The organism is Mesorhizobium sp. M1142, assembly GCF_040318565.1.
GTDB lineage: Bacteria > Pseudomonadota > Alphaproteobacteria > Rhizobiales > Rhizobiaceae > Mesorhizobium.
The window spans coordinates 56,627-77,199 of record NZ_JAMYMK010000023.1; the positions used below are offsets into that span (position 1 = coordinate 56,627).

Consider the following 20,573-nt stretch of genomic DNA (forward strand, 5'->3'; position numbering starts at 1 on the left):
CGGATCACGGCGCGAGGTTCCATGTTGCCGGTATTGTTTTTTCGCCGGCTCCGGGAGCGGTCGCCGGGCGAGCAGCGCCGGCGTCGAGGCGGGTGCCTATTTCCACATGCCGCGCATGCGGGCGCCGAGGTCGACACGCACCTGCGGCTGGCGGCGCGGATCGTCTCTGGCCTGGACGCTGGCCCAAGCCACCTGCTCGAAGGCGCCGAGGATAGAGCGCGGGATGAAGCGCGTGCGCGAGGCATAGACATGGCGGTCGCCGCGCGCCGTCTGGCCGTGGACGAAAAAGCGATGCGGCATGACCAGGTGCAGGCTGTCCTTGGCCCGCGTCATCGCCACGTAGAGCAGCCGCCGCTCCTCGTCGACGTCCTCCTTGCTGCCGACGCCGAGATCGATCGGGATGCAGCCGTCGACGGTGTTGAGCACGAAGACGTTCTTCCACTCCTGGCCCTTGGCCGAATGGATCGTCGACAGGATCAGATAATCCTCGTCGCGGTGCGGCGGGCCGGCCTCGTCGCTGGTCGCGTCCGGCGGATCGAGTGTCAGCTCGGTGAGGAAGCGCTCGCGCGACGCATAGCCGGAAGCGATCTGCTCGAGCTGCAGGAGATCGGCCCGGCGCATCGTTGCATCCTCGTGGATACGTTCCAGATGCGGCTCGTACCAGAGCCTGACCTGTTCGATGTCGGCCGGCCATTTTTGCGCGCCGGCACGCAGGCCGCTATAGAGCGCGACAAAGCCCGGCCAGTCGTCGGCGGCACGCTGCGGCGGCCGATAGCGGGCAAGCCCCATCGTCTCGTCGAGCGAATTTGCCATGGTCTCGACGATCGCATTGGCGGCCGAAGGGCCGATGCCCGGCAGAAGTTGCAGCACGCGAAAGCCGGCGACGCGGTCGCGCGGGTTTTCGGCAAAGCGCAGCACGGCCAGCATATCCTTGACGTGGGCGGCATCGAGGAATTTCAGCCCGCCGAACTTGACGAAGGGGATGTTGCGGCGCGTCAGCTCGATCTCCAGCGGGCCGCTATGGTGCGAGGCGCGAAACAGCACCGCCTGTGCTTTGAGAACGGTGCCGGCCTCGCGTTCGGTGAGTATCGCCTGGCAGACATAGCTCGCCTGCTCGGTCTCGTCGCGCACACTCACCAGCTTCGGCTTTTCCGCAGATTTGCGCTCGGTCCAGAGATTTTTGGTGAAACGCTCCGACGCTTCGCCGATCACCGCATTGGCCGCCGCCAGGATCGTCTCGGTCGAGCGGTAGTTGCGCTCCAGCATGACGACCTCGGCCGGCTGCGCGAACTGCTTCGGAAAATCCAGGATATTGCGCACTTCCGCGGCGCGGAACGAATAGATCGACTGCGCGTCGTCGCCGACCACCGTCAGCCCCGATCCGTCGGGCTTGAGGGCCGTCAGGATCGAGGCCTGCAGCCGGTTGGTGTCCTGGTATTCATCGACCAGCACATGGTCGAAACGTGCACCCAGATGCGCGGCGATTTCCGGCTCGCCGGCCATCTGCGCCCAGTAGAGCAGCAGGTCATCGTAATCGAGCACGTTCTGCGCCTGCTTGGCCTCGACATATCGGGCGAACAATTGCTTCAGCTGTTCGGCCCAGCCGGCGCACCACGGGAACACCGAACCCAGCACCTCGCCGAGCGGCGCCTGTGCGTTGACGGCGCGCGAATAGATCGCCAGGCAGGTGCCCTTGGTCGGGAAGCGGGCTTCGGTCTTCGAAAACCCAAGCTCGTGGCGGACGAGGTTCATCAGGTCGGCGGAATCCTCGCGATCGTGGATGGTGAAGGCCGGATCGAGACCGATCTCCAGCGCATAATCGCGCAGCAGCCTGGCGCCGATGCCGTGGAACGTGCCAGCCCAGCTCAGCGCATCGGTGATCACCGAGGCATCGCGCCCCAGCACCTCGCCGGCGATGCGCTCGACCCGCTTGGCCATTTCCGCCGCAGCACGGCGCGAAAATGTCATCAAAAGAATGCGGCGCGGGTCGGCACCCCTGACGATCAGATGCGCGACCCGGTGCGCCAGCGTGTTGGTCTTGCCGGAGCCGGCGCCGGCAATCACCAGCAACGGTCCGGCGATCTTGCCGTCGCCATGTTCGACGGCAAGCCGCTGCTCGGCGTTGAGCTTCGCCAGATAGGCCGGCTGGAAGGACGAATCACGGGCGGCGAGGTTCATCGCCCATCAAGCATCGTTTCTGCTTTGTTCGCAACGGTTTGCGGAGCCGGAATAGGGCCCGTGAGCGAAGAAGCCTTGCGGGCAGGCCTGTCGACTAACGCTCGGGCTCGACGCCCATCCTTGCCGATTGCCGCCGCAGCGCCTCGCGATCGTCCTGCGGCGGCGGCAGCAGCAGCGGATCGAAATCGTCGGGCACCTCATCGATCACTTTCCTGGCGACGCGATAGGCGACATAGACGATTGCCCCGGCGATGAGCAGACGGATCATGCCTTCCTCCATTGATTGTGCAGCAACCGGAGACGCGGCATTTTGTTCCCAGGCCCCTTGGCGAATGCGGGAACGACACCGGCCGCGCAACCAAATCGCCGACGCCTCGTTGTCGGGCGAGAGGAGACTGCGATGAAAAAGCGCTCAATCCTGCTGCTTATGGCAGCTCTGACTGTTGCGGGTTGCGACAACAATATCCAGCCGACCAAGGCCCCTGGCGACACGGTCGATCAGAACCCGCAGGTCGACAAGAATCCGGTGCCGAAATCGACGACCGGCGGCGATCAGCCCGGCACGCCGCCGAAACAATGACCGCCTCAGATGGCGTCGGCGCCGGTCAAGGAAGGTGGCCGGCGCCGCTTGGGAGGAAGCTGATGGCGCCGGCCAGGCGGAGATCAGGCCCGCCGCACATCCAAGGATAGCCGAGTCTTTCCGCAGCGTCATGGTCGATAGCGTACAGACGGCACGCCCCTGTGGACAAACCTGCGGGCCACAGCAGCGTTTGTTCATCACATAGTTCGTTCTTCCCATGGAACAAACCAAGCTGCTGCGTGTTTGGATGTCGATCGGACGCTCCCAAGGCCGCCGTTCACGAAAGAGCCCGCTCTCCTTGTCCCCCCTCAGGATAGCGGGTTCTTTTTGCGTTTTGCGGGACGTTGTGGTGCGCGGGGTCGACGTCACCTGCTTGCCGGTTTTCGCACCTTTGCGGGGAACCGGGGCTCAAGGCCTTGCGAAGCATGGTTGTCCCGTGCAAAAGCCCGGCCATGCTGATCATCAACGACCTTTCGCTCCGCATGGCCGGACGCCTGCTTCTCGACCATGCCTCACTGACCTTGCCGGCCGGCAGCAAGGCTGGCCTTGTCGGCCGCAACGGCACCGGCAAGACGACCCTGTTCAAGGCGATCACCGGCGACCTCGCCTCCGAGACCGGCTCGGTCAGCCTGCCCAAAAACACGCGCATCGGCCAGGTCGCGCAGGAAGCGCCGGGCACCGAGGAGCCGCTGATCGAGATCGTGCTCAAGGCCGACCTCGAACGGAGTGCCCTGCTCGAAGAGGAAAAGACGGCGACCGACCCGCACCGCATCGCCGACATCCACATGCGGCTGGCCGATATCGATGCGCACTCGGCCGAGTCACGCGCGGCCACTATTCTCGCCGGCCTCGGCTTCGACGATGCCGCGCAGCGGCGCCCGGCCTCGTCCTTCTCCGGCGGCTGGCGCATGCGCGTAGCGCTGGCCGCGGTGCTGTTTGCCGAGCCCGATCTGCTGCTGCTCGACGAGCCCACCAATTATCTCGACCTCGAAGGCACGCTCTGGCTGGAAAATTACGTGTCGAAATACCCGCATACCGTGCTGCTGATTTCGCACGATCGCGACCTGCTCAACCGCGCCGTCAATTCGATCGTCCATCTCGACCAGAAGAAGCTGAGCTTCTGGCGCGGCGGCTACGACCAGTTCGAGCGCCAATACACCGAGCAGCGCGAATTGCAGGAGAAGGGCCGCGTCAAGCAGGAAGCCGCGCGCAAGCACATGGAATCCTTCGTCGAGCGCTTCCGCGCCAAGGCATCGAAGGCGAGGCAGGCGCAGTCGCGCATCAAGGCGCTGGAGAAGATGAAGCCAATCGCCGCGATCGTGAACGACACGGTGCGGCCATTCTCCTTTCCGGAGCCGGTGAAGACGGTGGCCTCGCCGATCATTGCGCTCAACAACGTCAACGTCGGCTACACCGAGGGCGAGCCGATCCTGAAGAAGATGTCGCTGCGCATCGATGCCGACGATCGCATCGCGCTGCTCGGCGCCAACGGCAACGGCAAGTCGACCTTCGCCAAGCTTTTGGCCGGCCGGCTGAAGCCGGAGACCGGCAGCATGACGGTGGCGCCCGGGCTGAAGGTGGCAATCTTCGCCCAGCACCAGCTCGACGACCTCAGGCCCGACGAAAACGCCTATGAGCATGTCCGCCGGCTGATGCCGGATGCGCCGGAATCCAAGGTGCGCGGCCGCGTCGCCCAGTTCGGCCTGACCACCGAAAAGATGAACACCGCCGCCAAGGATCTGTCCGGCGGCGAAAAGGCGCGGCTCCTGATGGGCCTGTCGGCCTTCGAGGGGCCGAACCTTTTCATCCTCGACGAACCGACCAACCATCTCGACATCGACAGCCGTGAATCGCTGATCCATGCGCTGAACGATTTTCCCGGCGCCGTCATACTGATCTCGCATGACGGCCATCTGCTCGAAGCGACCGCCGACCGGCTGTGGCTGGTCAAGGACGGCGCGGTCAATCCGTATGACGGCGATCTCGAGGATTACAAGACGCTGGTCACCGGCGTCTCCGGCGACCGCCGCGGCAAGCGCGAGGCGGACAAAGCGTCGAAGGCCGACCGCCGCCGCGATGCAGCCGCGCGCCGCGCCGCCTTCGAGCCGCTGGCCAAGGAAATCCGCGCCACCGAAGCGCTGATGGACCGCCTCCGCAAGCGCATCGACCTGATCGAGGACGAACTCGCCAACCCGGCCGTCTACGAAAAGGACCCCTCGACCGCGACAAGGCTGGCCAAGGAGCGCTCACAACTCGCGCAACAGCTGGCCGGCCATGAGGAAAAATGGCTGTCGATGTCGGCGGAGTACGAGGAAGGCACGGCGGAGTAGGAAGAGCGCAATCTCCCCCCTCGCGGGGGAGATGCCCGAAATGCCGCGCCTACGACGCGTTGCTCAAGCGTGTCGCGGTCATGTGGCCGGGTACGTTCCCGGATACCCAAATGGTTCGCGGTAGGAGGTGAATGAGATGCTTGAAGGTCGGGAGTGGCGCAAAAAAGATGGAGCGTCAGACGAAGCGATCGAGAAACTCAGGGGAGTGGGCCCTTTGGTCCTGCCTGAAAGCTATGCTGCCCTTCTCTCTTTCAGCAACGGTGGTGAGGGCCCCCTGCCAGTCCAGCCGCTATGGCTTGCCTTGCACGCTGCGGAAGAGGTGATCGAAATAGAGCAACAGGGGACATTCAAGGAGTTCTTTCCGGGTTTTTTCGTTATCGGCAGCAACGGGGGCGGCGAGGCGATTGCGTTCGATCTACGCACAGTGGGGCTTTATCCGCTCGTTGCGTTTGACATGACAAATATTGATCTTGTCGAAAGCGTTTGGCCCATTGCGCCGGACTTTGATGCATTCTTGGACTTGATCGGCCTTTCCGACGAATAGCCCAGAGGGGGATGTAGGCCCGCCCATCTGGCCCTACACGTCGCCATAACAACCGGCTAGTTTGCTCCCATGAATCAGCACGCCAAGCTCAAAATCGGCCATTCGGCCTGTCCGCATGATTGCCCTTCGACCTGCGCGCTCGAGGTCGAACTGCTCGACGCCAGGCGCATCGGCCGCGTCCATGGCGCCAAGGCCAACAGCTATACGGCCGGCGTCATCTGCGCCAAGGTCGCCCGTTACGCCGATCGCGTCCATCATCCCGACCGCCTGCTGAAGCCGCTGGTGCGGGCCGGCGCCAAGGGCGACGGCGCCTGGAAGGAAGCGAGCTGGGAGGCGGCGCTCGATCTGGTCGCTGAAAAATTCATCGCGGCGGAGGCAAAATACGGCTCGGAGACGGTCTGGCCCTATTACTATGCCGGCACGATGGGGCTGGTGCAGCGCGACGGCATAGAGCGGCTCAGGCACGCCAAAAAATACTCCGGCTTCTTCGGTTCGATCTGCACCAATCTGGCCTGGACCGGCTGGATGATGGGCGCCGGCGCGCTGCGCGGCTCCGACCCGCGCGAAATGGCAAAGTCCGACTGCGTGGTGATCTGGGGCACCAACGCCGTGGTCACGCAGGTCAACGTCATGACCCACGCCATCAAGGCGCGCAAGGAACGCGGCGCCAAGATCGTCGTCATCGACGTCTACGAAAATGCAACGATGAAGCAGGCCGATCTCGGCCTGGTGCTGAAGCCCGGCACCGACGGCGCGCTGGCCTGCGCGGTGATGCACGTGCTGTTCCGTGACGGCATGGCCGACCGCGCCTATCTGGAAAAATACACCGACGATCCGCACGGTCTGGAAGCGCATCTTCAGACAAGGACGCCGCAATGGGCCGCTGACATCACCGGGCTTTCCGTCGACGAAATCGAGGCCTTCGCCCGTCTCGTCGGCACGACGAAGAAGACCTATTTCCGCCTCGGCTACGGCTTCTCGCGCCAGCGCAACGGTTCGGTCAACATGCATGCCGCGGCCTCGATCGCCGCGGTCACCGGCTGCTGGCAGTATGAGGGCGGCGGCGCCTTCCATTCCAATTCCGGTATCTTCAAGCTCAACCAGGAGCTGCTGGAAGGCACCAAGATGCGCGATCCCTCGATCCGCCATCTCGACCATTCGCGCATCGGCCCGGTGCTGACCGGCGCCAGGGATGCGCTCTATGGCGGTCCGCCGGTGACGGCGCTGCTGATCCAGAACACCAATCCGGTGAATGTCGCGCCCGAGCAGCGGCTGGTGAAGCAGGGTTTTTTGCGCGACGATCTGTTTTCCTGCGTGCACGAGCAGTTCATGACCGACACGGCAAAGCTCGCCGACGTGGTGCTGCCGGCGACGATGTTTCTCGAGCATGACGACGTCTACAAGGGTGGCGGCAACCAGCACATCACGCTCGGGCCGAAGCTGATCGACCCGCCGGAAGGTCCGCACACCAACCATTTCGTCATCGAGGAGCTCGGCAAAAGGCTCGGTGTCGCCGATCGCCCGGGCTTCGGCATGACCGAGCAGCAGCATATCGATATCATTCTGGGCAAGCGCGGGCTGGGCAGCTTTTCGAGCCTCAAGGACGAAAAATGGATCGACCTGCAGCCGGATTTCGCGGCCGCGCATTTCCTGGACGGCTTCGGCCATGCCGACAAGAAATTCCATTTTCGCGCCAACTGGACGGGGCAGGCGGCGCCCAACCGGCCGCCGAAAAGCATGGGCCTGTTCGGGCCTGTGGAGCAGTTGCCGGAATTTCCCGATCATGTCGACCTGATCGAGGTCGCCGACGAGGCGCATCCGTTCCGGCTGACGACCTCGCCGGCGCGCAATTTCCTCAATTCGACCTTTGCCGAAACGCCGGTGTCGCAGGCAAAAGAGCGCCGGCCGGAGTTGCTCCTGCATCCCGATGACGCGGCGGCACTTGGCGTCGCCGACGGCGGACGTGTCGAAGTCGGCAACCAGCGTGGCGAAGTGGTGCTGCACGCAAAACTGTTCGACGGGATCAAGCGTGGCGTGGTCGTTGCCGAAGGTATCTGGCCGAACAGCGCCCATGAGCGCGGCGAGGGCATCAACGTGCTGACCGGCGCCGATGCGCCGGCGCCCTATGGCGGCGCCGCCTTCCACGACAACAAGGTCTGGCTGCGCCCCGCGGATTGAGCGTCGGAACGATATCTCCATCCGGCCGTTTTCGCGTGGCGGGTGGAGGCATTGTCATGGCAGAAGTGTTGCGGGCGCCGGATCCCATCGGAAGGACATTGTCGTCCGGCGAACTCGTAACCACGATGTCCCACTTTCATCGCGCCGAGATTGCGCGCATGGCTGGGTGGCGCGACCGCCTGGACCGGACGAGCAACTGGGCGATAACCGTTGTCGCGGCGATGCTCTCCGTTTCACTTTCGACGGCCAGCGCTCACCATGGCGTGCTGCTGTTTGCCATGCTGCTTGTCCTGCTGCTGCTGTGGATAGAGGCCCGCCGATATCGCTTCTTCGACTTCTATCGGGCTCGCGTGCGCCAGTTCGAACGGCACTATTTCGCGCAGATATTCTCGCCGCAGCCGGACTTCGCGTCCGATTGGCTGTTGATCGTCGGCGAGAGCCTGCGCGCGCCGAAATTCTTGATTTCGCAACGCGTGGCTTTGGCGCGCCGCCTGCGTCGCAATTACATCTACATGCTGCTGATTCTGCTGCTGGCCTGGATCCTCAAACTGTCGACCCCCAGTCTTCTGACCGAAGGCGTCCGCATCGGCTTCGTCGGGTCGATGCGTGAGGCCGTCGCCAGTGCTGCGCTGGGTCCAGTTCCTGGTGGCGCCATCGTCGTGCTGGTCGCCGTCCTCTATGCGGGCCTGCTGGTGACAGCCTTTCTGACAGAGAGCGACGACGGCGAACTCTCCTTCGGTGACGTTCACGTCTAGCAACGCAACGCCCTGTCGCGCGTTGTTGGACACGTGCATTTGGGCGATGGGGGTTTCATGGCTTGGCAGGCTCCGACACGTTCCAGCCTGGCGCTGTTGGTTTGCGCTTTCGTACCCGCAGGCGCGGCCGGGGCAGCGCAGACGCTTGTTGCCGGGACCAAGGCCTCCGGCATGGGTGGTTCGGGCGAAGGCGCTTTCGTCGCCGAGATCGTGCTTCTGCTGCTTGTCGGGCGCGGCCTGGGCGAAGTGTTGCAGCGCTATGGCCAGCCGGCAATCATGGGCCAACTGATCGGCGGCATCCTGCTCGGTCCTTCGCTGTTCGGCTGGCTATGGCCGTCGGCCCAGCACCTGATCTTTCCCACCGATCCCGCGCAAAAGGGCATGATCGACGCCGTCTCGCAGCTCGGCATCCTGATGCTGCTTTTGCTGACCGGCATGGAGACGGACCTGCGGCTGGTACGCCGGGTTGGCGCGGCCTGTTTTTCCATTTCGGCTACCGGCGTCGTGGTGCCCTTCATCTGCGGTTTCGCGCTGGCGCAGTTCTTGCCGGACGCATTGCTGCCCAATCCGACGCAACGCACTGTTGCCGGGCTGTTCCTGGGCACCGCGCTGTCGATCTCGTCAGTCAAGATCGTCGCCATGGTGGTGCGCGAGATGAACTTCATGCGCCGCAACCTCGGACAGGTGATTATCTCCTCGGCGATCATCGAGGACACGATCGGCTGGCTGGTCATCGCAGTAACCTTCGGCATCGCCACCAATGGCAGGGTGCAGCTCGTACCGCTGGTGACCACCATCGCCGCCGTGGCACTTTTCATGGTGTTCTCCTTCACCATTGGCCGCCGTCTTGTCTTCACCTTGATCCGCTGGACCAACGATCAATTCCGCAGTGAGTTTGCGGTGATCACCATGATCCTTATCATCATGGGCGTCATGGCGCTGATCACCAACATGATAGGCGTCCATACGGTGCTGGGGGCGTTCGTCGCCGGCATCCTTGTCGGGGAATCGCCTATCCTCTCCAGCCATATCGAAGGCCAGCTGCGCGGCGTCATCACCGCGCTGTTCATGCCAATCTTCTTCGGCATGGCGGGGCTTTCCGCCGATCTCACAGTGCTCGCCGACCCGACGCTTGCCATGCTGACGGGCGCACTTGTGGTCATCGCCAGCATCGGCAAGTTTGGCGGCGCATTCATCGGCGCCAAGCTCGCCGCCATGTCGTTCAAGGAAGCAATCGCCGTCGGCAGTGCAATGAACGCGCGCGGCTCGACCGAGGTGATCGTCGCCAGCATCGGCTTGTCGATGAACATCCTGTCGCACAACCTCTTCACCATGATCGTCACCATGGCCGTGATCACCACCTTGGCCATGCCGCCGATGCTGCGCTGGGCGCTCGGCCGGCTGCCGGTTGGGCATGACGAGCAGCAGCGTGTCGAGCGCGAGGCGTTGGACGAATACGGCTTCATTTCCAGACTGGAGCGGCTGCTGGTGTTGGTCGACGACAGCAGGATCGGCAAGTTCACTGCCTATCTCGCCGGACTGGTCGGTGGAGGCAGCGGCATGCCCACCACCTTGCTTCGCCTGCCCACCACCTTGCTTCAGCCGAAAGACGGCCGAGTTGACAGGCCGACCGACAGCAAGGGACAGGAGCGCGCTCTGCAGGAAATCAAGAAGGGTGCAAAAAAAAGCGCTCAGGCGGTGAAACGGATCGAAGATACGCTTGTCGACAAAGTCCATCTGACGGCCCGCACCGAATTGGAGGCCACGGGTGAGACGATCGCCGAAGAGGCCCGCAAGGGATATGGCCTGTTGCTGGTCGGCCTTGACAATGTGCTGACCGCCGATGGCGCCTTCGCGCCGGCCCTCAACGACATTGCCGCAGGATTTGACGGCCCGCTCTGCCTGGTCCTGAACGGCGGCAATGCTGCCGAAAAGATGCCGACGCTGAAGGCCGGAACCAGCATTCTCGTCCCCGTCAACGGTACCCAGGTGGCGCGTCGCGCCGCCGACTTGGCGCTGGCGCTGGCCCGTCCAAACCGGGCACGGATCAAGGTTCTCTATGTTTCGCAAAAGGCAGCCAAGGGCCGCAGGTCGACATCGGTGTCGCATAGCCGCGAAGAGGCCGTGCTGAAAGACATTGCCGATTTGGCGGGCCGCTACGGCCTGCATATCGACACAGCGTTCCATACCCGCGTCACACCCGACAAGGCGATCACCCGGGAGGCGGCCAAAGGCGCGGCGATCGTCGTGATGGGCGTCACCCAACGCCCGGGTGGGGACCTGTTTTTCGGCGAAACCGCCGGCGCTGTTTTGGCCGCCTGCAATTGCCCCGTCGTGCTTCTGGCCAGCGCGCGGCCCAAGCATGATGCCACCGGCGCTGAGCTGGCGGCGTGATTTTCATGGCGCACAATGACCCGTCGGCAGACATGTCGATTGAGGCTCGGAAGGGCTGATCAGCCAACGTAAAAGAACTCGAACCGTAACCACTTGAAAATAAATAAGAACCGTGTGGCGAAAGGAGCCGCATGTCGAATTTCAAGCGGCCAATTTGGCGCACCCGTACAAAATTTTCGTGATTGGAAACGACAGGCCTGCCGACCCATCTCGGGGTGGTCCGAGCGACGCGAATTCCTCCCAAGGCACGCCACTTGACGGACAGAACAAAGACTACCGGAGTACCCGAAATGACCAAGATCGCTCTTACCGCCGCCGCCATCCTTGTTGCCACCGGCACTGCTTTTGCCGGCAGCGACCACTATGGCTCGGACAACGTCAACCAGCCGACCGCTCCTGCTGCCAACGTCGACAACACGTTTACCGGCTCCATCCGCAAGCCGGTTGCTTCCGAGCATACCGGTGCCAAGACGACTTCCGAGTCGGTGGCGCCTGAATCCGGCCAAGGCAACTGGGGCCGCTGATTATCACGGCCCCGGAGCACAAAGAGCGGCGGGCTTGGCCCGCCGCTCTTGTTTGGTGCGAAGCGGGTTTGGCCGAAAGGTCGGCGATCCCCCGGCCTGCCAGGCAAACCCTAGCGAAGATCCTTCGGCCAGATGCAGTGCGTCAGCCGGGCGCCGCCGAAGGTGACACCGGCCCAATCGCCATCGAAGTCAAACCGGGCCAGGGCCGCGGTCGGGAATTTATCCGCCAGTTTTTTCAGCGCCGCCTCATCCGATCCAGCCCCGGCAAGACCGCGCGCGAACTCCTCCAACCCGGGATTGTGGCCAAGCACCAGCAGCGTTCCGGTTCCCGCCTTTACCTGTCGCACCTTGGCGAGGATGTCCGCCGCTGCTGCCTCGTAGAGCGCCTGGGCAAATTTGGCCTGCACCTTCGCCGGCAATTCCGCCGAGAGCAGCCGCCACGTGTCGCGGGTGCGCAGCGCCGGCGATACCAGCGCCAGCTCCGGCAACCAGCCGCGCCGGGCCAGTTCGCGTCCGACCAGCGGCGCTGCCTTCAGCCCGCGCGCGGACAGCGGCCGGTCGAAGTCGATGAGGTCGGGATCGTCCCAACTCGACTTGGCGTGGCGGAGGAGTAGCAGTTGCTTCATTGATTCAAAATAAGGCCGAAACGTCGCGTGCGCCATGCACGACGCGGACGCTCTTGACCATCTCCCCCAGTTACGGGGAAAGCGTCACGCTGACTCTTACGGGGTGATCCGCGCCAGGTGCTCGAGGTCGGTCTCCTCGCGCAGCGGGTCGGGCGCGATCACCACCGACGCGGCGTTGTCGGCATCGTCGGCGAAGCGCGAAAACACCGTGCGGCCGCCTTCCATCCGCGCCTTGCCTTCGGCGACCAGCCCTAGCGCCAGCGGATAGAGTTGGTGCTCGGCCTTGAGCACGCGCGCGGCCAGCGTATCCTCATTGTCGCCGACCATCACCGGCACCGCGGCCTGGGCGATGATCGGCCCATCATCCATGTCGAGCGTGACGAAATGCACTGTGCAGCCATGGATGCGCATGCCTGCGCGGAGCGCCCGCGCATGTGTATCCAGCCCCTTGAAGGCAGGCAGCAGGGCAGGGTGGATATTGACCATGCGGCCCTGCCACTTCTCGACGAAACGCGCGCCGAGAATGCGCATATAGCCGGCCAGCGCGACGATCTCGGCGCCAAAAGAGACAAGGGCCGCGTCGATCGCCCCGTCATGCGCTTCCTTGCTGGCATGGTCCGAGCGCGAAATCACCCTGGTGGCGATGCCGCGCGCCGCGGCGATGCCGAGGCCGGCGGCATTGGCGCGATCGGAGATGACGCCGACGATTTCGGCCGGATAGGCCGGGTTGCTCGCCGCCGCTATCAGCGCCGTCATGTTGGAGCCGCGCCCCGAAATAAGCACTACGGTGCGTTTTCTGGTCATAGGCCGATCGAGCCCCGATAGATGACGCCGGCATCGCGGCGCGGCACGATCTGGCCGATCGGCGTCACCGTCTCGCCGGCCTCCTGCAGAACGGCAGCGACCTGCGCCGCCTGGCCGGAGGCGACGACCAGGATCATGCCGATGCCGCAATTGAAGGTGCGCATCATCTCTTCCGGCGCGACGCCACCAGTCTTGGCCAGCCACGAAAACACCGGCAGCACCTCGATGGCGCCGAGATCGAGCTCGGCCGAAAAATCCTTGGGCAGAACGCGCGGGATGTTTTCGGGAAAGCCGCCGCCGGTGATATGGGCCAGCGCCTTGATACCATGCGTGTTGCGGATCGCCTTGAGGATCGACTTCACGTAGATGCGCGTCGGCTCGAGCAGCGCCTCGGCCAGCGTCGCCTCGTCATTGAACGGCGCCGGATCGCCCCAGCCAAGGCCGCTTACGGCGACGATGCGCCGGACCAGCGAAAAGCCGTTCGAATGCAGGCCCGACGAGGCAAGGCCGAGCAGCACGTCGCCCTCGACGATGTCGTCGGTCGGCAGCAACTGGCCGCGTTCGGCGGCACCGACTGCAAAGCCGGCAAGGTCGTAGTCCTTGTCGTGATACATGCCGGGCATTTCCGCCGTCTCGCCACCGATCAGCGCGCAACCGGCCTGCCGGCAGCCGGCGGCAATGCCGCCGACGATCGAAGCGCCCTGGTCGGGATCGAGCTTGCCGGTGGCAAAATAGTCGAGGAAGAACAGCGGTTCGGCGCCCTGCACGACGATGTCGTTGACGCACATGGCGACGAGGTCGATACCGATCGTGTCATGCTTGCCGGCATCGATGGCAATCTTCAGCTTGGTGCCGACGCCGTCATTGGCGGCGACCAGCACCGGATCGGTAAAGCCGGCTGCCTTGAGATCGAACAGGCCGCCGAAACCGCCGATCTCGCCATCGGCGCCCGGCCGGCGGGTGGCGCGCACCAGCGGCTTGATCTTCTCGACCATGAGATTGCCGGCGTCGATGTCGACGCCCGCTTCGGCATAGGTGAGCCCGTTCTTGCGCTTGCTCATACTCTTTCCCTGCTTTCTCGGGCTCTTCGCATGAACGGTTTCGGTCCGCAAGGATAACGGCGCTGAAACTGCCAATCTCCCCACTTGAGGGGGAGATGGCCGGCAGGCCAGAGGGGCGCTGTCCCGCCGACCTGCCGATCGGCACCATTGCGCATCCAGGTCAAACCCCAACCTGGTTCCAGATCAATGAGAAAGCCCTGCTGTCGGCTCAGCTTTATGAGGTAATGCTGGTTGATGGGGCGTTGATCGCAAATTGCGCGGTGAAAGCCCGGATATAGGCCGGCCGTGCTTCCCCGCGCGCTACATAGGCAGCCAAGTTTTGATATTCGTCCAAAATGCCGGACATTCTTAGTCGCAGCAGCACTGACACCATCAATAAATCGCCCGCGCTGAACGTATCATCGAGCCAGTCGGCGACGCCTAAGTGGGCCGAGAGTTTGTCCAGCCGAGCCCGAACACGGTCCTTTACCAACGGCAAGCGCTCCTCGCTCCAAGGCTTGTCACGTTCGAATATTCTTGCCGTCGTTAATTCGAGGATCGGCGGCTCGACGGTATTAAGTGCGGCAAACATCCACGTGATCGCACGCGCGCGGGCATTGCGATCCTTCGGCAGCAATCCCGTATGCTGCTCAGCAAGGTGAAAGACGATCGAGCCGGTTTCGAACAGCGAGAGAGAACCTTCCTCATAGGTGGGGATCTGGCCGAAGGGATGGATGGCCAGATGGCCAGGCGCCTTCATTTCTGCAAAGGAAACAAGACGAACCTCATACGGCTGCCCCACTTCTTCGAGCGCCCAGCGAACGCGCGTATCGCGCGCCAGTCCCTTGCCGCCATCGGGCGATCGTTCAAAAGCTGTGATAGTGATTGTCATCGCGTCCGTTTTCCTTGCTCGCGGTCCAGGAAGGTCTGGGCGAATTCTTCGGCTTCCCATCGTGAGACGAATGAGCCTCCCCGAAATCGACATCTGTCTTGACCTATTTCATTTGTCTTGACCTATTTCATTGCTGGCGCCCTCGAGGGGTGATTGGCAGCTTCTGTGTCGCTTCTCACTTGCCGTAACCCTCCTTCTCCATCATGTATCGACAAACAAGAGCGACGGGATATGCGTTTGACCATCCCTAACATGATCACGATCATGCGCTTCGTGCTGGTGCCGGCAGTGGTGCTGGCCATGCTGCAGGAACGCTGGGACTGGGCGTTTGCCGGCTTCCTCATTGCCGGCATTTCCGACGGCGTCGACGGCTTCATCGCCCGCCATTTCAATCAGTTTTCCAGGCTCGGCGCCTATCTCGATCCGATGGCGGACAAGCTGCTGCTGGTCTCGGTTTTCGTGGTCCTGGGCTTCAGCGGCGAACTGCCGCTGTGGCTGGTCGTTACCATGGTATCGCGCGACGCACTGATCGTCTGCGCCGTGCTTTTATCCACCGTCATGGCGCATCCGGTTGAGATGAAGCCGCTCCTGGTGTCGAAGGCCAACACCGCGATTCAGATCGTACTGGCGGCAGTGGTGCTGGGCGAACTGGCCTTCGACATCCGTCTCGATCCGCTGAGGCCGGCCCTCATATTGCTGTCCGGGGTCTTGACCGTGGCTTCGGCCGCGGCCTATCTCGTGGCTTGGCTGAGGCATATGAGCGGCTATGGCGAAGGCTCCACACCCGGCACCTGAACATCGGGCACCTGACGAACGGTCCATCGACGCCGAGGCCGAAGCCGCGGCAGCGGAGGCTGCGGCATCGGCGTCGTTTCGCCGGCAGATCCGCTTCTGGCTGGTCAGCGCCATCATCCTCGCCGTCTTCCTTTACGTCTTCAGCGGCATCCTTCTGCCCTTCGTTGCCGGCATGGTGCTCGCCTATTTCCTCGACCCTGTCGCCGACCGGCTGGAGCGTCTCGGCCTGTCCAGGCTGATGGCGACGGTGGTCATCCTCGTCGCCTTTATCGTCGTCCTGGTGCTGGCCGTCGTCATCCTGGTTCCGGTGCTCGCCTCGCAGATGGCTGATTTCGCTAGCAAGCTGCCGGACTATCTGACCCGGCTGCAGAGCCTGATCACCAGCTTCGACCCGAAATGGCTGGAAGAGAAATTCGGCGTCGACGCCAATGGCCTGCGTGAAGGCTTGAACTCGCTGCTGACCTCCGGCTTCGGCCTCCTGACCACCGTCTTCACCTCGATCTGGAGCTCCGGCGTGGCGCTGGTCTCGGTCGTCAGCCTGTTCGTGGTGACGCCGGTCGTCGCCTTCTACATGCTGCTCGACTGGGACCGCATGGTGGCAATCGTCGACAGCTGGGTGCCACGCGACTATGTCAAGACCGTCAGGGCGATCGCCAGGGATATCAACACGGCAACCGCCGGCTTCGTGCGCGGACAGGGCACGCTGTGCCTGGTGCTGGGCGCCATGTATGCCACCGGCCTGACGTTGACGGGCCTGAATTTCGGCATCCTCATCGGCCTGTTTGCCGGGCTGATCTCGTTCATCCCCTATGTCGGCTCGCTGACCGGCCTGGTGCTGGCCGTCGGCGTCGCCTTCGTCCAGTTCTGGCCGGACTGGACCATGATCGCGGCGGTGGCCGGCGTGTTCTTCGTCGGCCAGTTCATCGAGGGCAATATCCTGCAGCCGCGGCTGGTCGGCAAAAGCGTCGGCCTGCATCCGGTGTGGCTGATGTTCGCGCTGTTTGCCTTCGGCGCGCTGTTCGGCTTCGTCGGCCTGCTGATCGCCGTTCCGGCTTCCGCCGCCGTTGCCGTTCTGATGCGCTTCGCCATCGCGCGCTATCTCGAATCGCCGCTCTACAAGGGCCATGCCGACGAGCCGGTGCCGCCGCTGCAGGTGCGCCGCCGCGGGGGCGCGCGCGGTTGAGCCAGATGCCGGACAAGATCGATCCGCCGCGCCAATTGCCGCTCGATCTAGGCCACGGCACCGGCTATTCGCGCGACGAGCTCGTCGTTTCCAGCACCAACAGCCAGGCGGCGGCGCTTGTCGACCGCTGGCCGGACTGGCCGTCGCCGGTTGTCGTGCTGGCCGGGCCGGCCGGCTCCGGAAAAACCCATCTGGCCTCGATCTGGCAGACCCGCGCCGACGCGGTCAAAGTGGAGGCCGGCCGCATCGGCGAGCGCATCGAAAATCTTGGCGCGCATCCGGCCCTGATCGACGATGTCGATGCCGGCCCGGTCGACGAGCACGGTCTGTTCCACCTGATCAATGCGGTGCGCGGCGCCGGCTCGACCTTACTGTTGACGGCGCGCCGCTTTCCCTCCGCCTGGGGCGTCGGGCTGCCCGACCTGGCATCGCGGCTGAAGGCGGCGGCTACCGTCGAGATCCACGAGCCCGACGACCTCTTGCTGGCCGGCGTCATCACAAAGCTGTTCGCCGATCGGCAGGTCGAGGTCGAGCCGCATGTCGTGCAATATCTGGTGCGCCGCATCGAACGCTCGCTGGCCACCGCAATGCGGGTGGTCGAGCGGCTCGACCGCACCGCGCTCGAGCGCAAGACGCCGATCACGCGAGCGCTCGCCGCCGAGACCGTCAGCGCCATGGACGAAGGGCAGGGCGAGTTCGAGATTTAGAGGATTCCAGTTCAGCCGCCGTCCCATTTTGGGAAAAAAGGCTGGCATCTGTCTTGCACATGACAGCTTGCCGGCTAATCCCGGTCCTGATTGCGTATCAAATCAGGTAGTAGGCTCGCCGGGATGGAGTGGTTGGGGTTCTCGCCCGGCGAGCTTGCCGTCAGATGCATCTAGTAGCGCCATTGCGGCGGCCAGGTCTCAACTTTCACCTCCGGCAATCGCGGCTCGTTCCACGCCAAAGCGTCGGCGATAATCGCCGGGCACCAGGCCGGTTATCCTGGCGAATACCTTGCGGAAGGAGCCGGGATCGTCATAGCCGACCTCCCAGGCGATCTGGTCGATCGATCGCATCGTGGTTTCCAGCATCTCGCGCGCCTTGCCGACCCGCAGGTGCTGACAATATTCGGTCGGCCTGAGGCCAGTGGCGTTGCGGAAGCGTCGCAGAAAGGTCCGCTCCTCCAGCCCCGCATGCTCGGCCATGGCGCCAAGCGTCACGTCGCGCGCGCCGTTCGCCTGCAGCCAATGCTGCACCTTGAGGATCGCTTCGTCGTCATGGGTCAATCGCGGCGCAAACGGGCTGTAAAAACGTTGCTCGCGGCCCGGTGGATCGACCAGCATGAAACGCGCCGTGTCCATCATTACGGGTGACCCGAGCACCCTGTCCACCAGCTTCAGGCCGAGATCGGTCCAGGCCATGTAGCCGCCGGCGGTAATGATATCGCCATCGTCGATGACCAGCCTGTCGGCGTCGAGCAGGATATCGGGAAAGCGTAGCGCCAGCGCGTCGCGATAAGCCCAGTGCGTCGTCGCGGCGCGACCGGACAACAGGCCGGTCTCGGCAAGCACGAAGGCGCCGGCGCAGACCGAACCGAGCGTCGCGCCTGCCGTGTGGCGATCCCTGAGCCAGCCGGCATAGGGCGCGGCTGCTTCCCGAGCGATCGGATCCCCCAACGTCCGCGGGAGGATAACCATGGCTGGTTCATTGTCGGCGCCGGGCTCGCTGTCGAAGCTGCGGACTACGGTGTGGCCCGCGTCCTCCAATTGCCAATGACTGACGCGAAGCCTCGCCGCGTCCGGCGACCGCTCGACAGCCAGCCGGTTTGCCAGCATGAAAAGATCGGTCAGGCCGAGCACGGCTGCTTCCTGCACGCCGGGATACAAGACGAGGCCGATTTCGATCAGATCACGCGCAGCCGTCATTTGTCAGTTTTGCCACGTTGAATGTCCGTTTTGCCAATGCTCACCCTGACCGCACTGTTATAATTTTTCCAGCTGAGGGGGCTAAAAGCTTCCCTGTTACCCCCAACTTTTCCATCAAGGAGTAGGACGATGAGCACATTCACCACCCATGACGGCACCGAGATTTTCTACAAGGATTGGGGCAAGGGCCAGCCGATCGTGTTCCATCACGGCTGGCCGCTGAGCTCAGACGACTGGGACAACCAGATGCTGTTCTTCCTCGAAAAGGGCTACCGCGTCATCGCACATGACCGCCGCGGCCACGGCCGCTCGTCGCAGACCGCGACCGGCAATGAGATGGACACCTACGCCGCCGATGTGGCGGCGCTGGCGGCGCATCTCGATCTCAGGGATGCGATCCACATCGGCCACTCGACCGGTGGCGGCGAGGTGGCGCGTTACGTCGCGCTTTATGGCGGCGGCGGCCGTGTTGCCAAGGCGGTGCTGATCGGCGCCGTGCCGCCGATTATGGTCAAGACCGACAGCAACCCCGGCGGCTTGCCGATCGAAGTCTTCGACGGCTTTCGCGCCGCCCTGGCCGCTAACCGCGCCCAGTTCTACAGGGATGTGCCGGCCGGCCCGTTTTATGGCTTCAACCGCGAGGGCGCCAAGGTCTCGCAAGGCGCCGTCGACAATTGGTGGCGCCAGGGCATGATGGGTGGGGCCAAGGCCCATTACGACTGCATCAAGGCCTTTTCCGAGACCGACTTCACCGACGATCTAAGGAAGCTCGACGTGCCCGTGCTGATTATGCACGGCGACGACGACCAGATCGTGCCGATCGCCGATTCCGCGCTGCTTGCGATCAAGCTGGTGAAGCATGGCACGCTCAAGGTCTACAAGGGCCTGCCGCACGGCATGTGCACCACCCATCCGGAGATCATCAATCCGGATCTGCTGGCCTTCATCCAGGGCTGACGGCTTGGGTATCGGACGGGCAGCGCAGGCTCGCGCTGTCCGTCCGTCGCTTACGCTCACCGGCGGCGGCAGACACGCTCGAGCGTGATCCGCTTGCGCTGCCGAAGAGAGTCGCTTTGAGGAATGGTCGGAGTGGAGAGATTCGAACTCCCGACCCTCTGGTCCCAAACCAGATGCGCTACCAGGCTGCGCTACACTCCGAACGGTCTGTTGCCTAGTGATTTCAGCCCACCAAAGCAAGCGTAAAAAGCCATCGGCCTTGCTGCCGGCGGCATTGCGCAGTAATGACGGGCTAGTGCATGGCCAGAGAACAGTAATCTGGTGTCGCGGTCGTGCGCTTGCAACCAGCAATGAGGTGGTCATGTCAGCCCGCATTTTCAGCCCAGCCAAAACCGCGATGCAGTCCGGCAAGGCCAAGACCGGCCATTGGGTGCTGGAATTCGATCCGGAGCAGCGCAAGAAGATCGATCCGCTGATGGGCTACACCACGTCCGGCGACATGCGAAGCCAGATCAGGCTGACCTTCGACACAAGAGAAGAGGCGGTCGCCTATGCCGAGAAGGAAGGCCTGGCTTTCCGCGTCGAGGAGCCGAAGGAAATCAAGCGCCGCCAGATTTCCTATGCGGAGAATTTCCGCTATGACCGCAGGACGCCCTGGACGCATTGATCCCATACCGGCCCTGCCGGCACAATCCGCCGGTCATGCGGCCGGCCAGCGGTCCCGTAGCTCAGCTGGATAGAGCACCGGCCTTCTAAGCCGATGGTCACAGGTTCGAATCCTGTCGGGATCGCCAATATCTTCAGGGTACGACCCGGAGACATGGGTAACAGAATGTACCTAAGACATGGGTGACAACCTCGTGCCGAACGGGTTGTCGATGGTCTG

General features: G+C 63.5%; 19 protein-coding genes and 2 tRNA genes. 13 read left to right on the forward strand and 8 right to left on the reverse strand.

What is annotated here, in order from left to right:
* Window positions 1-96: 96 nt before the first annotated feature.
* Window positions 97-2,178 carry an ATP-dependent helicase gene (locus NKH42_RS27170; protein ID WP_352752881.1) on the reverse strand — a complete coding sequence of 694 codons (2,082 nt, stop codon included), beginning with the start codon at window positions 2,176-2,178 and terminating at the stop codon, window positions 97-99.
* A 94-nt stretch (window positions 2,179-2,272) separates the two neighbouring features.
* Window positions 2,273-2,446: a hypothetical protein gene (locus tag NKH42_RS27175; RefSeq protein WP_352507899.1), complete on the reverse strand. Its 174-nt coding sequence runs from the start codon at window positions 2,444-2,446 to the stop codon at window positions 2,273-2,275.
* Window positions 2,447-2,578: 132 nt separating this feature from the next.
* Here NKH42_RS27175 and NKH42_RS27180 point away from each other — a divergent pair, with 132 nt between their 5' ends.
* The 7 genes from NKH42_RS27180 to NKH42_RS27210 all read left to right on the forward strand — a co-directional run bounded on the left by NKH42_RS27180 (window position 2,579) and on the right by NKH42_RS27210 (window position 11,483).
* On the forward strand, window positions 2,579-2,758 hold the full coding sequence (locus tag NKH42_RS27180) for a hypothetical protein (RefSeq protein WP_023677659.1): 180 nt from the start codon (window positions 2,579-2,581) through the stop codon (window positions 2,756-2,758).
* A 452-nt stretch (window positions 2,759-3,210) separates the two neighbouring features.
* The gene (locus NKH42_RS27185) at window positions 3,211-5,088 is read left to right on the forward strand and encodes an ABC-F family ATP-binding cassette domain-containing protein (protein WP_352752879.1); all 1,878 of its coding nucleotides are present in this window, start codon (window positions 3,211-3,213) and stop codon (window positions 5,086-5,088) included.
* Between the two features lie 136 nt (window positions 5,089-5,224).
* Window positions 5,225-5,632 (forward strand): SMI1/KNR4 family protein, encoded by a 408-nt coding sequence (locus NKH42_RS27190; protein ID WP_352507897.1) that lies wholly within the window; start codon window positions 5,225-5,227, stop codon window positions 5,630-5,632.
* Window positions 5,633-5,701: 69 nt separating this feature from the next.
* Complete coding sequence (locus NKH42_RS27195; protein ID WP_352752877.1) at window positions 5,702-7,810, forward strand: molybdopterin-containing oxidoreductase family protein; 2,109 nt, start codon at window positions 5,702-5,704, stop codon at window positions 7,808-7,810.
* Window positions 7,811-7,908: 98 nt separating this feature from the next.
* Window positions 7,909-8,565, forward strand: a complete 657-nt coding sequence (locus NKH42_RS27200) for a DUF2270 domain-containing protein (RefSeq protein WP_502906432.1) — start codon at window positions 7,909-7,911, stop codon at window positions 8,563-8,565.
* A gap of 171 nt (window positions 8,566-8,736) precedes the next feature.
* Window positions 8,737-10,959 carry a cation:proton antiporter domain-containing protein gene (locus NKH42_RS27205; protein ID WP_502896183.1) on the forward strand — a complete coding sequence of 741 codons (2,223 nt, stop codon included), beginning with the start codon at window positions 8,737-8,739 and terminating at the stop codon, window positions 10,957-10,959.
* Window positions 10,960-11,249: 290 nt separating this feature from the next.
* Window positions 11,250-11,483, forward strand: coding sequence for a DUF680 domain-containing protein (locus NKH42_RS27210; protein WP_352752871.1), 234 nt, complete (start codon window positions 11,250-11,252; stop codon window positions 11,481-11,483).
* Window positions 11,484-11,593: 110 nt separating this feature from the next.
* On the opposite strand, the gene NKH42_RS27215 is transcribed toward NKH42_RS27210, so the two are convergent.
* From NKH42_RS27215 to NKH42_RS27230, 4 genes are all read right to left on the reverse strand, one after another.
* On the reverse strand, window positions 11,594-12,109 hold the full coding sequence (locus tag NKH42_RS27215; RefSeq protein ID WP_352752870.1) for a SixA phosphatase family protein: 516 nt from the start codon (window positions 12,107-12,109) through the stop codon (window positions 11,594-11,596).
* Between the two features lie 96 nt (window positions 12,110-12,205).
* Entirely contained in the window at window positions 12,206-12,913 is a 708-nt protein-coding gene (purN, locus tag NKH42_RS27220; RefSeq protein WP_352479274.1) for a phosphoribosylglycinamide formyltransferase, read from the reverse strand.
* Entirely contained in the window at window positions 12,910-13,974 is a 1,065-nt protein-coding gene (purM, locus tag NKH42_RS27225; protein ID WP_352479275.1) for a phosphoribosylformylglycinamidine cyclo-ligase, read from the reverse strand. The genes purN and purM overlap by 4 nt, the downstream gene beginning before the upstream one ends.
* Before the next feature lie 214 nt (window positions 13,975-14,188).
* On the reverse strand, window positions 14,189-14,845 hold the full coding sequence (locus NKH42_RS27230; RefSeq protein WP_254820264.1) for a glutathione S-transferase family protein: 657 nt from the start codon (window positions 14,843-14,845) through the stop codon (window positions 14,189-14,191).
* A gap of 237 nt (window positions 14,846-15,082) precedes the next feature.
* On the opposite strand from NKH42_RS27230, the gene NKH42_RS27235 reads away from it, so the two are divergent.
* From NKH42_RS27235 to hdaA, 3 genes are read left to right on the forward strand one after another with little or no spacing between them, the layout of a single operon-like run.
* Window positions 15,083-15,640 (forward strand): CDP-alcohol phosphatidyltransferase family protein, encoded by a 558-nt coding sequence (locus NKH42_RS27235; RefSeq protein ID WP_023677645.1) that lies wholly within the window; start codon window positions 15,083-15,085, stop codon window positions 15,638-15,640.
* On the forward strand, window positions 15,612-16,823 hold the full coding sequence (locus NKH42_RS27240; protein WP_352752867.1) for an AI-2E family transporter: 1,212 nt from the start codon (window positions 15,612-15,614) through the stop codon (window positions 16,821-16,823). The genes NKH42_RS27235 and NKH42_RS27240 overlap by 29 nt, the downstream gene beginning before the upstream one ends.
* A gap of 5 nt (window positions 16,824-16,828) precedes the next feature.
* Entirely contained in the window at window positions 16,829-17,530 is a 702-nt protein-coding gene (hdaA, locus tag NKH42_RS27245; RefSeq protein WP_352507944.1) for a DnaA regulatory inactivator HdaA, read from the forward strand.
* A 198-nt stretch (window positions 17,531-17,728) separates the two neighbouring features.
* On the opposite strand, the gene NKH42_RS27250 is transcribed toward hdaA, so the two are convergent.
* Window positions 17,729-18,730, reverse strand: a complete 1,002-nt coding sequence (locus tag NKH42_RS27250) for a GlxA family transcriptional regulator (protein WP_352752865.1) — start codon at window positions 18,728-18,730, stop codon at window positions 17,729-17,731.
* 129 nt (window positions 18,731-18,859) lie between these two features.
* Here NKH42_RS27250 and NKH42_RS27255 point away from each other — a divergent pair, with 129 nt between their 5' ends.
* On the forward strand, window positions 18,860-19,687 hold the full coding sequence (locus NKH42_RS27255; RefSeq protein WP_352479278.1) for an alpha/beta fold hydrolase: 828 nt from the start codon (window positions 18,860-18,862) through the stop codon (window positions 19,685-19,687).
* A 124-nt stretch (window positions 19,688-19,811) separates the two neighbouring features.
* Here the strand turns inward: NKH42_RS27255 and NKH42_RS27260 are convergent.
* Window positions 19,812-19,888, reverse strand: a tRNA-Pro gene (locus NKH42_RS27260).
* 160 nt (window positions 19,889-20,048) lie between these two features.
* Between NKH42_RS27260 and NKH42_RS27265 the strand changes: the two genes are divergently transcribed.
* Complete coding sequence (locus NKH42_RS27265; RefSeq protein ID WP_352479279.1) at window positions 20,049-20,354, forward strand: ETC complex I subunit; 306 nt, start codon at window positions 20,049-20,051, stop codon at window positions 20,352-20,354.
* 50 nt (window positions 20,355-20,404) lie between these two features.
* Window positions 20,405-20,481 (forward strand) — tRNA-Arg (locus tag NKH42_RS27270).
* The last annotated feature ends 92 nt before the right edge of the window (window positions 20,482-20,573 follow it).